This window comes from Natrialba hulunbeirensis JCM 10989 (genome assembly GCF_000337575.1).
GTDB classification, from domain to species: Archaea; Halobacteriota; Halobacteria; order Halobacteriales; family Natrialbaceae; genus Natrialba; species Natrialba hulunbeirensis.
In genome coordinates this window covers 1-12,487 of the sequence record NZ_AOIM01000006.1, presented here as the reverse complement: position 1 = coordinate 12,487, position 12,487 = coordinate 1, and the positions used below count along the sequence as shown (strand labels likewise).

13 protein-coding genes and 1 rRNA gene are annotated in these 12,487 nt (G+C 60.9%); 8 read left to right on the top strand and 6 right to left on the bottom strand.

What is annotated here, in order from left to right; genetic code table 11:
- Nucleotides 1-28 precede the first annotated feature (28 nt).
- Complete coding sequence (locus C483_RS00560) at nt 29-970, bottom strand: A/G-specific adenine glycosylase (protein WP_006651394.1); 942 nt, start codon at nt 968-970, stop codon at nt 29-31.
- Between the two features lie 1,048 nt (nt 971-2,018).
- Here C483_RS00560 and C483_RS00555 point away from each other — a divergent pair.
- The 3 genes from C483_RS00555 to C483_RS00545 all read left to right on the top strand — a co-directional run bounded on the left by C483_RS00555 (nt 2,019) and on the right by C483_RS00545 (nt 4,009).
- Complete coding sequence (locus C483_RS00555; RefSeq protein WP_006651393.1) at nt 2,019-2,870, top strand: triphosphoribosyl-dephospho-CoA synthase; 852 nt, start codon at nt 2,019-2,021, stop codon at nt 2,868-2,870.
- Entirely contained in the window at nt 2,867-3,646 is a 780-nt protein-coding gene (locus C483_RS00550) for a DUF447 domain-containing protein (RefSeq protein ID WP_006651392.1), read from the top strand. Before C483_RS00555 ends, C483_RS00550 begins: the two co-directional genes overlap by 4 nt.
- 171 nt (nt 3,647-3,817) lie before the next feature.
- Nucleotides 3,818-4,009, top strand: coding sequence for a 30S ribosomal protein S17e (locus C483_RS00545; RefSeq protein ID WP_004267024.1), 192 nt, complete (start codon nt 3,818-3,820; stop codon nt 4,007-4,009).
- 140 nt (nt 4,010-4,149) lie between these two features.
- On the opposite strand, the gene C483_RS00540 is transcribed toward C483_RS00545, so the two are convergent.
- Nucleotides 4,150-4,425 (bottom strand): hypothetical protein, encoded by a 276-nt coding sequence (locus C483_RS00540; RefSeq protein WP_049912352.1) that lies wholly within the window; start codon nt 4,423-4,425, stop codon nt 4,150-4,152.
- Between the two features lie 252 nt (nt 4,426-4,677).
- Here C483_RS00540 and asd point away from each other — a divergent pair, with 252 nt between their 5' ends.
- Nucleotides 4,678-5,712: an aspartate-semialdehyde dehydrogenase gene (asd, locus tag C483_RS00535; RefSeq protein ID WP_006651390.1), complete on the top strand. Its 1,035-nt coding sequence runs from the start codon at nt 4,678-4,680 to the stop codon at nt 5,710-5,712.
- Between the two features lie 102 nt (nt 5,713-5,814).
- Nucleotides 5,815-6,273 carry a DUF7344 domain-containing protein gene (locus tag C483_RS00530; RefSeq protein ID WP_006651389.1) on the top strand — a complete coding sequence of 153 codons (459 nt, stop codon included), beginning with the start codon at nt 5,815-5,817 and terminating at the stop codon, nt 6,271-6,273.
- 132 nt (nt 6,274-6,405) lie between these two features.
- Here C483_RS00530 and C483_RS00525 read toward each other — a convergent pair whose 3' ends face one another.
- Entirely contained in the window at nt 6,406-6,840 is a 435-nt protein-coding gene (locus C483_RS00525) for a universal stress protein (protein ID WP_049912351.1), read from the bottom strand.
- A 223-nt stretch (nt 6,841-7,063) separates the two neighbouring features.
- The gene (locus C483_RS00520; protein ID WP_006651387.1) at nt 7,064-8,095 is read right to left on the bottom strand and encodes a D-2-hydroxyacid dehydrogenase; all 1,032 of its coding nucleotides are present in this window, start codon (nt 8,093-8,095) and stop codon (nt 7,064-7,066) included.
- Between the two features lie 162 nt (nt 8,096-8,257).
- Here C483_RS00520 and C483_RS00515 point away from each other — a divergent pair, with 162 nt between their 5' ends.
- The 3 genes from C483_RS00515 to C483_RS00505 all read left to right on the top strand — a co-directional run bounded on the left by C483_RS00515 (nt 8,258) and on the right by C483_RS00505 (nt 11,521).
- A complete protein-coding gene (locus C483_RS00515) occupies nt 8,258-9,649 on the top strand; it encodes an NAD(P)/FAD-dependent oxidoreductase (protein ID WP_006651386.1) in 1,392 nt (463 codons plus the stop codon).
- A 176-nt stretch (nt 9,650-9,825) separates the two neighbouring features.
- On the top strand, nt 9,826-10,032 hold the full coding sequence (locus C483_RS19760) for a manganese catalase family protein (protein WP_006651385.1): 207 nt from the start codon (nt 9,826-9,828) through the stop codon (nt 10,030-10,032).
- Nucleotides 10,033-10,396: 364 nt separating this feature from the next.
- Nucleotides 10,397-11,521, top strand: a complete 1,125-nt coding sequence (locus tag C483_RS00505) for an NAD(P)/FAD-dependent oxidoreductase (RefSeq protein WP_006651384.1) — start codon at nt 10,397-10,399, stop codon at nt 11,519-11,521.
- Between the two features lie 51 nt (nt 11,522-11,572).
- Here C483_RS00505 and C483_RS21305 read toward each other — a convergent pair whose 3' ends face one another.
- Both C483_RS21305 and rrf read right to left on the bottom strand, forming a co-directional pair.
- A complete protein-coding gene (locus C483_RS21305) occupies nt 11,573-11,908 on the bottom strand; it encodes a DUF7344 domain-containing protein (protein ID WP_449289178.1) in 336 nt (111 codons plus the stop codon).
- Between the two features lie 280 nt (nt 11,909-12,188).
- A 5S ribosomal RNA gene (gene rrf / locus C483_RS00500) occupies nt 12,189-12,310 on the bottom strand.
- Nucleotides 12,311-12,487 lie beyond the last annotated feature (177 nt).

Below are 12,487 nucleotides of genomic sequence, written 5' to 3'. Positions count from 1 at the left end.
AAACGGCAGAAGCCGAGTTCGGTCGGCGTTACCGCCGGAGTCGTGCAACAGGGTCGTCTCCGTCTCCATCCCCGTCTCCGTCGAACTCGACCAACTCATCGTCTGCGAGGTCCGAAAGGAGCCCGCTGAGCCACTCCCGACCGTACTCTCCGTCTGGCGTGTAGTCGATGCGGATCCGGTGACCGAGGGTGTCGAGTTCGAGTTCGTCGTACTCTTTGAGTGTCGAGATGATTCGGCCACGAAACTGGCGACGGCTCCCCTCGAAGCTGGGCTGCGTCGGCACGTCCGGAGCGGTAAAATCGCCGCTAGCGTAGGCCGAACACCACTCACGCCATGGACAGCCAGCCTCGTCGCACGAAGGCGTCTGCTCGCAGGCGACGCCGCCCAGTTCCATGATCGCGTTGTTCCAGACTCGCGAGCGGTCGTCGGGCATCAGGTCGTTTGCCGCCTCCTCGAACGCCGCGTCGTCGTCCGGTACGTCGAACGCGCGATAGAGGACGCGCTTGACGTTCGTATCGACGACGGCGTCTCCGTTGTTGAACGCGAAGCTGGCGACGGCGTTGGCGGTGTAGGGACCGACGCCCATCAGCTCCTGGAGCTCGTCGGGCGTTTCGGGAAACGTTCCGTCGTACTCCGTTTCGACCTGCGCTGCGGCCTCGTGGAGGTACTTCGCTCGGTTGTTGTAACCGAGGCTGTGGCCCGTCCAGAAGCCGACGACATCGGCCCGGTCGGCGGCCGCGAGATCGGCCGTCGACGGCCAGCGCTCAAGGAACTCCTCCCAGGCCTCGACGACGCGACCGAGCTGGGTCTGTTGGCTCATCACCTCACTGACGAGGATTTCGTACGGGTCCGCAGTCCGACGCCAGGGAAAGTCGCGGTGGTCATCCTCGTACCACGTGATCAACGCGTCGCGAACGGGCTCACAGTCGTCGGGAAGGCGCGAGGACTGTGGTGCCTCCGTATCAGTCATCGGTCAGAGTTGACCGCTTGCGGGTTTAGGGCTAGTGGTCTCTCCCCGGCAGCGAATACACGTTAGACCAGTTCACAGTCAGACAGACGACGGGTACCCAAATAGCCAAGGGCAAATCTTTAGGATAGATAGTGGTGAATGCTCACGTGCACCAGGGCAAGGTTGCCGGCACCGGATACAGGAACAGTCTCCGGCGAACGTTTCCAACCAGTACTGACTCCTGGTGCAGTGACGCTTCGCACAGCGATACTGGGCACACCCGCGCCACAGCGACTCGCGGACGCGATTCAACGGCGGGAACGATCACGAGTTCAGGTCGGCTGTCACCACCGATGTGGACGGACCACCAGTAGGATCCACCCGTGATCACAACCGAGCGGAGAGCAGACGAACGTCACGTCGATGCTGACTGGTCAGGATGTTCCTGACCAGTCCGCGTTTTCCTCGGCAGTTGAACGACAAATCGGGCAGACGAGACTCATCTCGATTACACTGACCACCAAGCATCACCAAACCGGACAGTCGGAAGAACGCCAGCAAACGCTTATGCTCATCGGTAGCATACAACATGCTGTGGCAGCGTCGCGGGGACACACCAGCCGATCGGGACGAACCAGTGTGAAACCGGTCGTCTCGAGTCGGGAGAAATCAAGTGTCACGTAAGACGGACACGAGATGCAGTCCTCGACGGAGGCCCCAGACGATCCAGTACAGATCTCTGTCATCGATGGAGATCTGCGAGAAGATCAAGTATCGGATCGCGGGTGACCGTGATTCGAGAACCTGTGCTCCAATCGGATCACAGCAGGGTCGTACGGATCGCAAACGGACCTTCCGGCTGGGTCCAAACCGCGCCTGTCAGCAGTTTCTCAGCGGTGTCTTTCACAGCAGTGTAGACGGTTACGAGAACGAGCAGCGAGCGACGGGACTACCGGCAGTACGGGCGTTCCGAACGCCCGCAAAACGGACGGCACGCTGTACAACCACAGCCACACACCGAAACCACATAACCCACACGCCTAAACCACCGCACCGACTCGCACAACACATGCGAACGCCAGCACAGAACGCACACCTGGCGCTACTACTCGAAGTCGCGAGCACGCCGAAACCTGGCAACGTCGATCGGCATCGCGACCTCGCAGACCTCCGGTTCGAACACTTCCTCGCTGGCGCAGTCGGCGCACAACGTGGCCTCGAGATGGCCGCAGACGGCGCAGCCATCGGCCCTGCCTTCGAGCGAGCCGTCGCCGGTATGGCCGAACAGGAGGGTGACAACACCCAGTTTGGTGCACTCCTCCTGCTCACGCCGCTGGTCCGCGCTGCAGCGACTGACCTCTCCCAACCCGTCGTCGAGTCGCTCGTCGAAGAGACCACCGTCGCGGACGCCGCAGCGTTCTACCGCGCGTTCGAACATGTCGATGTCCATGTTGCCGACCCACCCGCAGACATGGCTCCACTCGACGTCCGTCGCGGGAGTGACGCAATCCCGGCACTCGAAAAGCGCGGGCTGACGCTGGTCGACGTGATGGAGCAAAGTGTGCCCGGTGACGACGTCGCCCGCGAGTGGGTGACCGGCTTCGAGCGGTCGTTCGCCGCGGCGGAGCAGCTCGCGGACGCCGACGGGCCGCTACCCGACCGCGCCGCAACGGTGTTTCTCTCGTTGCTTGCAGACCGGCCCGACACGCTGGTGGCAACTCGGCGCGGCGAGGACGTTGCACGGGAGGTCACCGACCGGGCAGCCGAGTTGGCAGCGCAGGATGCGATCAGCACGGACCGGGACGCAGTCGAGGCGTTCGCCGACGAGCTCGTCGAACGGGGGATCAACCCGGGGACTACGGCGGACATCACCGCGGCCGCACTGTTCATCGCACTCGAGTCCGAACTGGTTTCAATATGAGTGGTGAGCGCGGCAGTCACGAGAATGGAGGTGCAAGCGAGAATGAGAGCAAGAGCGATCGGGCGGACGAAGCGGCTGCTGACCCAGAGACGACAGAGTGGCCAGTCGAACTCACCGGCGTCACTGAGTCTGTGGTCACCACGCTCGGACCGAACGGATTGTGGAACGCAGCGGCGCTTGGGTTGTTCGCGGACGGTGGCGAGGGCGATGGAGATGGAGATAGCGAGGCCGATAAGGAGTCGACGACAGAGGTCGACGCGGCCAGCACGGACCCCAAAACTTCGAAGGCCACTAAGACTACTACGGCCCCCAAGCCCCCCACGATCACCGCCCGAACCTGGGGCAATACCCGCACCCGACGCAACTTCCACCGCCAGGGCGAGGGCTACGTCCAGTTCGTCGACGACCCCGTCGCGTTCACCAACGCCGCGCTCACCATCGACGAACACGAGGAGCCAGTCCTCGACGCAGCCGCCGCCTGGGTCCGCGTCGAAGTCACCCAGTTCGACTCTGGCACCGAGAACGGAACCGACTGGGAGGCATGGACGCTCGAACCCGTCGACGCCGCCGTCGTGCGCGAAACCGTTCCCACCATCAACCGCGGCTTCGGCGCCGTCGTCGAGGCCACCGTCGCAGCCTCACGACTCGGCGTCCCCGGCTACGACGACACCGAACTCCGGGAGCGACTCGCGTTCTTCGCGGACATCGTCGACCGCGCCGGTGACTCCCGAGATCGGCAGGCACTCGAGTTGGTCCGAGAGTATTCAGAGTGGTGAGCTGGTGGGCGTACGAGGTGGCGGATCGATCGGTTTGTGCAAGGAAGAGGACTGAACAGCTCAAATCAGTTAATCCGCCCTAACCTAATCGAGAGCCTGAGAGATGAGGACTCTATACTCTTCATCAGCGGAAATGGTGCGTTATAAGAGTCTCTAGAAAGAATCCCCTCTATGGCAATCAAACCGGCCTACGTCAAGAAGACCGGGAACCTCCTCCTGGAGCGGTACCCGGACGCGTTCACGACCGACTTCGAACAGAACAAAGACAGCGTCGACAAACTCACGAACGTCGAGTCCAAGGGCGTTCGCAACCGCATTGCGGGCTACGTGACGCGGAAGAAGGGCGCGCAGGTTCCTGCGTAATCCGTCGCATTCTTGCGTTCGATTCGAGTTCGGTGAGCGGTAGTGCTCAACTGAGGAAAACTGGTGTCGCTGTCAGTTGTACTGCTAGGGACTGCGAAGAACAGAATCGCTGCCGTGCGATCGTGTCGGACCGTGCGACGTTACTGATCGAAGCCGGGTTCCATGTAGAACGCGGCGACGAACGCGACGAGCGCGATGAACAGCACGAACATGCCCCCGGCGGTGGCCGTCACGAGGTCGAGTTCGGTACCGATGATCATGAGTTCGGCCGGTTCCTCTGCACTGGCCGCCTGATAGCCTGTCCAGAGCAACACAAGGCCGATCAGCGCAGCGATGGCCGCAACGACCGTCGCGCCGATACTGAACGGTGTCTTCTGCAGCCCTGGCTCACGCGGTGTGTTCGTCGCCTCGGTCATCGTGACCACTCCGATTGTGCGACACGCCCAACGGATCGGGTCTGTCGAAGGTTCATCGGTCGTTCAATGCAGCCCCGTTTTCTTAATTTCTTCTATGGGCGCGCGACGACCCCACAGTTCGTGGCTGCAGACACACAATCCATGCTACCAGTCAGCACGTGAGAATTGAACAGATGTCAACAAATACTGCCGTTATCGGCTGTGCGATGAAAATCCAAACGGTTTTGCGGCCACGACACTCAGTGACACAAAATGGCAGTACGAGTAGGCGTACTCGGCGCAACTGGCGCCGTTGGACAACGACTGATTCAGCTTCTTGAGCCGCATCCTGACTTCGATATCGCCGCCCTGACTGCAAGCGACTCGAGTGCCGGAAAAACATACCGACAGGCTGCAAAGTGGCGCGTCGACAGCCCCATCCCCAACGATATCGGGGAGATGACCGTCACCGCGACCGAGCCTGGGGAAGTTCCCGACGATATCGACCTCCTCTTTTCCTCGCTCCCCTCGAGTATCGGGGCGGAGGTCGAACCGGCGTTCTGTGAGGCGGGCTACGTCGTCTCCTCGAACTCCTCGAACAGCCGGATGGCCGAGGACGTGCCGCTTGTCATCCCGGAGATCAACGCCGACCACCTCGACCTGCTCGAGGTCCAGCGCGACGAACGCGGCTGGGACGGCGCGCTGGTCAAGAACCCGAACTGCTCGACGATTACGTTCGTCCCGACGCTCGCCGCGATCGCGGAGTACGGCCTCGAGAAGGTCCACGTCTCGACCCTGCAGGCCGTCTCCGGCGCGGGCTACGACGGTGTCTCCTCGATGGAGATCATCGACAACGCCATCCCCTACATCGGCAGCGAGGAAGACAAACTCGAGACGGAGTCGCGCAAACTGCTCGGCGAGTTCGACGGCGCGGAACTCTCGCACAACGAGATGGCGGTCTCGGCGTCGTGTAACCGCATCCCGACGATCGACGGCCACCTCGAGAACGTCTGGGTGGAAACCGAAGACGAACTCACGCCGGCCGACGCCGCCGAGGCAATGCGTGCGTTCCCGTCGCTCGACCTGCGCTCCTCGCCGGAACCACTCATTCACGTCTTCGACGAACCAGATCGCCCACAGCCGCGGATGGACCGCACCGTCGGCGACGGCATGGCGATTGCCGCGGGCGGTCTACAGGAAACGCCGTTCGGCCTCCAGTACAACTGCCTCGCACACAACACGATCCGCGGCGCTGCGGGCGCGAGTGTGCTGAACGGTGAACTGTTACTCGAGAACGGCTACCTGTAGCGGTCCCGAGCCCTATCGACTGGTTTTTACTCTATTTGTAGTTGTAGTTTACCTCGTTATTTTGGCGCGCGACACAAGGGGGTGGCACCCAGAGTAGTGAGTATGCTTCCAGTGATCTCCGATCCTGAATCGCTCTCGACGCCTGCCGGCGCTGCCGACGCTGCGGCCACTGACGCCGCCTTCGAGCTGCTCGCAGACTGGCGCCGCCGTGCCGTACTCCAGTATCTCGACGGACTCGAGGAAACGGACCCAGTCCCACTGTCGGACGTCGCCGATCACGTCGTTCTCGCCGCCGACGAGCAGGGCACCGGCGCTCTCGCTGCGACCGGCGACGCCCTGCTCGGAACGCGCAAGCGGATCCACATCTCACTTCGTCACACGCACGTTCCGAAGCTAGCTGACGCCGGTGTACTCGAGTTCGATCCGGAGACGAACACCGTAGCACTTTGCGAGGCGGGTGACGAACTCGCCGCGCAGCTACGCGATGAGACGAGTGAGCGAAACGGTGACAGCGACACCGACGGTGACGGACCCCTCGTTCCCGAGGTAAGTGCCGACTGAAACGGCCGGAAATACCACACTGACTGAAATCAATTCTCTGTGGGCCGGCCCGTTGTCAGTTTGCTTCCAGGCCGCTAACAAGCCGCTAGCAAGCCACCGGCGGGCCACTAGCAGGCCACGATCAATCTAGCGTCACTCCGCTGTCGACTGTGGCAAGGCAACCGCCGGAACAGTTCCCTCTTTGACTAACCGGCGGGCAACGTCGCCCGTCAGCAGTTCTGCGATCCGGTTTCCTTCCCGAGCAGTGAAGACAACAGCGTCCGCATCGTACTCGTCCGCTGCGTCGAAGATCGTTTCGACAATGTCGGTTCCAAACAGCGTCTCGGATTCGATCGCTGCCGGGGCGTCGACGAGCGGTTTGCGCGCCTCCGAGAAGATTTCGTCGGCGTACTCCTTTCGCTGCTCCATCGGTGCCTTGTCGATCGTGCCCCCTCCCTTCTCGATGACGTTCACCAGGACAACCCGGCTGTCCGTATCGAGATGTGGGGCGAGCGCTTCGGCCGTACGCTTGCCATCCTTGGGATCGGCCGCTGGGACGATTACCGTTCCGTCGAACGTGAGCGTCATCGCAATCCCTCCGGTACCGACTGTAAACTCCTCGTCGCACACATCGTCTCTCCGACACCCGATTCGAATACCATGCCGGGACTTCGGGATAGAGTGCTAAAAAAGTGTACGCGTCCACTGAGTTCACGGGAAGACGAACGCATCTCTCGCCTGACTCTCAAACGCCGCAGTCGAAGAACAGATCCCGAACTGCTGGCAACGACTCGAGTACCAGACTGCCAGTTCAGGGACGAACCTGATTGACGAGTTCGGGTCCCGACTTGTCCTCACCGTTCTCGTTCGAAAGCCGCTCGACGTTTTCCGCGACGATATCGGCCAGCCGGTCGTAGTACTGCGGCGTGTGCCCCGCGTTGTGCGGCGTGATCTGAACGTTGTCGAACGTCCAGAGCGGGTGGTCCTCCGGAAGCGGTTCAGGATCGGTGACGTCGAGCGATGCGCCACGGATGCGACCGCCCCGCAGCGCACTGACGAGCGCGTCCGTGTCGACGACGGGGCCGCGCGCGATATTGATCAGCACGGCCTCGGGATCGAGCGTCGTCAACGCCTCGCGGTCGATCAGCCCGCGCGTCGTCTCCGTGAGCGGACACGCCAGCACGAGGTAGTCCGTTCTGGCGAGTGCGTCCTGAAACGCCTCTCCCTCGAAGCTGATAACCTCGTCCGTCGGCCCACCCTTCTCCGGCGAGTATCGGACACCGATCGTCTTCACACCGAACGGCTCCAGTCGCTCACAGACCGCCTGTCCGATGGCACCGAGGCCGACGACCGTCACCGTCGATCCCTGCAGTTCGTACGCCTTGTAGTGGCGCCACTCCCGCCGGCGCTGTCGCCGATTTCCCACGTGGAACCGGCGAGTAAACCGGAGGATCGCACCCAGCACGTGCTCGCCGATGTTCGGACCGTGGACACCTGACGCGTTCGTCACCGTCACACCGCGGGCTTCGAGTTCGTCGAGCGGCAGATGCCCCGTCCCCGCGTACGCGCAGGCGAACGTCTCTAGCTTTTCGGCGGACTCGAGTAGCTCCTCGTCGAGCGTCATGCCGGTGACGAAGCTAGCGGATTTGATCGCTTCACGTTCCGCAGCAGGGGTGCGCGCGAGAGCAACCGTGTGCTCCGGGAGCCGATCACGGATGGCGTCGACGTACTGTTCGACCGGCGTTCCGTGGGTTCCCTTCCGGAGGACGAGAACGTCTGGGTCTGCCACTGGCGGTTCTGTAGCAGACTCGGCATACTCGTCGTGTGCGTCATTCGATGGCATGTACGTGGCCTCACGCGGTGCGGGCAAAAACGTTGGTCTCACGGTGAGATAGGCAGGGATCGGGCAGGACCCAACCGATCGCGGCCGCCAGGTACGCTGTGGACTCCCTTCCAGGGAGGAAATACAGGTACTTTAATACGGGCCACTGACTCCACACGGAGTATGGAACGCGTTGAGGTCGCGGTCGTCGGTGGCGGACCCGCGGGTGCCACCGCGGCCGAACGGGCCGCTACACACGGAGCCGAGACGGTCCTCTTCGAGCAGGGAGTCCCCCGCGAGGACCGGGAGGAACTCGGGCCGGACTCGACGGACGCCGCCGGCATGCTCGACTACTGGATCGACATTATGGACTTCGAGTTCGAGGAGATCCCCGACGAGGTCGTCCTCCGCGAACTCGAGGGTACCGAGTTCGTCGGACCGAACAGCGCCGTCGAACTCACCACGACGGGGATGGACGCCAGCTATCCGAAGTTCGGCTACACATTCCACCGCGCACGGATGGACGACTGGCTCTACGAGCGCGCGACCGACGCCGGCGCGGACCTGCGCGTCGGCACCGGCGTCTCGAATCTGGAAACCGACCTCCGATCCGAGAGTCCGAAAGGGCCAACCCACACCCTGACGCTCTCGAACGGCGACCAGCTCGAGGCCCAGTACGTCATCCTCGCCGACGGCCCACAGCGCCGGATCACACTCGAGGCACTCGACCAGTTCACCCCGCCAGGACGGAGCATCTCGGACCAGCTCTCCCCACCGGAAGCGAACCACATCGCCTATCAGGAGTACCGGGAGTTCCCCCCCGAACTGTTCGAGGAGTTCGAAGACACCCTCAAGTTCTGGTGGGGCTATATGCCAGGCGAAACTGCTTACCCCTGGGTCTTCCCCAACGACGGCACCGTCGCCCGCGTCGGCCTGACGATGCCCATCGGCATGCGCCTCGAGGACATCGACAACCCCGATGCCTACGCGCTGCTCGACCCCGAGGACGACCAACTTCCCTCCGGCTCCGAGTACATCACGCGACTGCTGGAACTCGAGTACGGTGACGAGTACGACATCGAGGAAGACATCCCGATCGTCAAGGACCGCGGGAAATCGAAGGGGACCGAGACGTACCCCATCTCCTCGACGCGGCCGATCGACTCACCCGTCGGCGCGAACATCGCCGTGGCTGGCGGTGCAATGGGGACAACCTCGGCCTTCCACGAGGGCGGCTACCACGTCGCCGTTCGTACCGGCAAGATTGCCGGCCGGCTCGCCGCCACCGACTCGCTTGAAAATTACAACGAGGTCTGGAAGCGCGCCATCGGCGACGAAATCCTGCGTAACGTCTCGTTCGCAGACATCGTCAAAGAGTACGAACCCGACGACTGGGACTGGGCCTTCGATGTCGTCACCGACATGCAGGGCGACAGTTCCGGAAACGCCCTGATTAACCGGACGTACTCCGCCGGTATCGGCGCAACGAAGATTCTCGCGGCATACAAGAAGCGAAAGTTCACCTACCGCAACGGGAAGTACGTCCAGTTTAACGAAGACGACTATATGTACTGACCACGCCGGTGCGGCTTCTTCTCAGACACCAACATCAGTGGGCCAGACGGGATTATTCTCCCGAGTCACTACCACAAGAACCACCAGCACTATCAGCACCACCAGCACCACCAGCACCACCAGCATCACCGACCGTTCAGTGGCACGTCTCCATCCTCCGCAATTCAATCGAGGACATGCTCTCGTACCTGATCGCCCGCGATACGATGTACCAGAATCAGTGGCTCACCGCCACCGACTCGCTCGACGAACCGATACCCGTTCCTGCGAATTGTCCACAGGAGGAAAACCAGGAGATGGTCCGGAAATTCCACCCGAACCGGGTCCAAGCACGTACAACCCGCCTGAAGACGAGCAAGCCCCGTCAGTCAGTCCGTGGATAAATTGAAATACCATCGGGACATCTGACGAAGTTCCTACCAACAGGAGTGAAACTGTTAAACACGCCACGCTCCTAAGTCAATTGCGTGCCTTTAGTCCCCGGCCGAGCGTACCCATTCGGGAGCGATGACAGCACGGCGAACCCAGGCACGCAACACGTGAACCACCCGGCACGAGGGTTAGCCAGCCGACGCGGCATGCCGCCACGGGATGAGGCTGGACGTTAGTGTTCCGGGGGACAATTTTACACGTCACACCGCCATCACCACTGTGAGCGAAGCGGTTGTCTACAATCACGCGAGAGAAATCGCTCAGCAGACCCAGACCCGCGGAGAGGTTTTTGGCTCTCCTCGGTGAACCAGCGATATGACAAGTGAGAATACATCGGCACGGTTCGACGTCGTTGTCGTTGGCGGCGGCCCTGCTGGCCTGAGTGCGGCACTGTACTGTACACGGCTCGGCAACAAGACTGCGCTCGTTGACCGCGGAGGTGGACGCGCTGCCATGATGCAGGACGTCCACAACGTCGTCGGTATCCCCGAGGAAACGAGTGGGGCTGAACTCCTTTCGATTGGCAAAGAACAGCTCGAAGCCTATGGGTGTACGGTCTTCCGGGACACCATTTCATCTTGTTCGCGCGCAGAACAGAGCACTCGTGATTCCTCCGAAGAAGAACAGGAACAGGAACAGGAACAGGAACAGGAACAGGAACAGAAACAGAATCACGATGAGCCAGCGACTACCGACAACGTCCCAGAAATCACCCTCTGTGGAACCGACACCGACTACGTCGCCGAGTACGTCGTGCTCGCAACCGGGTTCACCGACGAGAGACCAGACCCTCCCCTCCCACGTACTGGACGTGGCCTGCACTACTGTTTGCACTGTGATGCCTACATGTTCGTCGACGAGCCGGTCTATATCATGGGGACGTCCGAGAGTGCTGCGTACGTCGCTGCAATCATGCTCAATTTCACGTCAGATGTTGATCTCCTCACACGGGGAACAGAGCCAACCTGGAGTGACGAAACCGAATCGATGCTTTCGAACCACCCCATTGAGATTGTCCACGAAGAAATCACCAGCGTCCAGAACGGCGATGATGGCTGGCTCGAGTCACTGACCTTTGAGGATGGGACTGTTCGCGAATACACCGGCGGATTTGCATTGTACGGCTCGAGCTACAACAACGGCCTCGCGACAGAACTCGGCTGTGCGCTCAACGGTGATGGGACCGTCATTGTCGACGATCACGGTCGGACCTCCGTCGAAAACGTTTACGCAGTCGGCGACCTCACACCAGGCCACAATCAAGTTCCAATCGCACTCGGAGAAGGTGCACGGGCAGGTATCTCGATCCACTGGGATCGGCGTAAGTTCCCACGAGATCCGTCCCTTATCGACGAACTCGGGCCGGTCCGCAACGACGATGTCCCAGGAATTCCAGACGAATTACTCGAACAAGCAGTTGAGCACCACACCTACGACTGAGACAGGTACTGTCCCGATTCTCCTGCTCAGTTCCTGGTGAACGGCTGGACGCTAGTCCTCAGAAACCGGTTCCGAGACTGATTCGGATCCCCTCCTGAATACGGGGGGACGCTGACCATCCTGTGAATCCATTTCGACCGCACGCGCCTGAGCAACAGTTTCACGAAGAGTTCCAAACGTGGACGTGCTGTGGACATCACTGCTCCCATATTCTACGAGACCGTGTTCTGCAAGCCGCGGAAGATGATGATGATGGAGAGACACGCGAATCGAATCGGATACCACATCCGATTCCCACTCGGAGATCTGGCGGACGAGATCGTCAACGGTTGCTGCTTGGTTGTCTAAAAAGTAGTACAAAATGTACCGTCGCCGGGACGAAGACATCAATCCATAAACGGTATCGAGCCATGATCCACCGGAATCTGACATGATCTGGTCATACCAGAGACAGTTGAATAAGGTTCGCTCCAAAAGAATTTGGTACGAAGACCAACCAATCAGGTAAACGATAAAACGGGGACATACGACTACGTGGGAGTGGCAACGATGTGACTAAATTGATGTGTGGCATGAGCTATGTCTTTCTGGTTTCGGCACAGTATACATGCAAAACGCCCCACAGAGCAGGTGCTCTGCGGGGCGTGAGTATGAATTGTAGTATGAGTGAGGGCGGCGAATCGGCTCTCCCAGAGGGTCTCCCACTCCAGTACTCACCAATACGCAGGCGGGCTTATCTTCCGTGTTCGGGATGGGTACGGGAGGAACCCCGCCGCGATGGCCGCCTAAACGCTGATCCACGGAATCGAACCGTGACTCGCTGACACCAGTATCAGTGGTCTTCGATGACCGTGTCGTACGTGTAGTCCAGTTTACGTCCGGACCCGTTCTCGCGTCACGGATCCAATGCGATATGTATGAATGTGTGGCTTGGCCGATTAGTGCTCGCGGGCTCAACGCCTCGTT

Excerpts from the sequence above, each read along its gene's own strand:
- C483_RS00560 (WP_006651394.1), bottom strand. The coding sequence starts at position 970 with ATGACTGATACGGAGGCACCACAGTCCTCGCGCCTTCCCGACGACTGT.
- C483_RS00555 (WP_006651393.1), top strand. The coding sequence starts at position 2,019 with ATGCGAACGCCAGCACAGAACGCACACCTGGCGCTACTACTCGAAGTC.
- C483_RS00550 (WP_006651392.1), top strand. The coding sequence starts at position 2,867 with ATGAGTGGTGAGCGCGGCAGTCACGAGAATGGAGGTGCAAGCGAGAAT.
- C483_RS00545 (WP_004267024.1), top strand. The coding sequence starts at position 3,818 with ATGGCAATCAAACCGGCCTACGTCAAGAAGACCGGGAACCTCCTCCTG.
- C483_RS00540 (WP_049912352.1), bottom strand. The coding sequence starts at position 4,425 with ATGACCGAGGCGACGAACACACCGCGTGAGCCAGGGCTGCAGAAGACA.
- asd (WP_006651390.1), top strand. The coding sequence starts at position 4,678 with ATGGCAGTACGAGTAGGCGTACTCGGCGCAACTGGCGCCGTTGGACAA.
- C483_RS00530 (WP_006651389.1), top strand. The coding sequence starts at position 5,815 with ATGCTTCCAGTGATCTCCGATCCTGAATCGCTCTCGACGCCTGCCGGC.
- C483_RS00525 (WP_049912351.1), bottom strand. The coding sequence starts at position 6,840 with ATGACGCTCACGTTCGACGGAACGGTAATCGTCCCAGCGGCCGATCCC.
- C483_RS00520 (WP_006651387.1), bottom strand. The coding sequence starts at position 8,095 with ATGCCATCGAATGACGCACACGACGAGTATGCCGAGTCTGCTACAGAA.
- C483_RS00515 (WP_006651386.1), top strand. The coding sequence starts at position 8,258 with ATGGAACGCGTTGAGGTCGCGGTCGTCGGTGGCGGACCCGCGGGTGCC.
- C483_RS19760 (WP_006651385.1), top strand. The coding sequence starts at position 9,826 with ATGCTCTCGTACCTGATCGCCCGCGATACGATGTACCAGAATCAGTGG.
- C483_RS00505 (WP_006651384.1), top strand. The coding sequence starts at position 10,397 with ATGACAAGTGAGAATACATCGGCACGGTTCGACGTCGTTGTCGTTGGC.
- C483_RS21305 (WP_449289178.1), bottom strand. The coding sequence starts at position 11,908 with ATGTCTTCGTCCCGGCGACGGTACATTTTGTACTACTTTTTAGACAAC.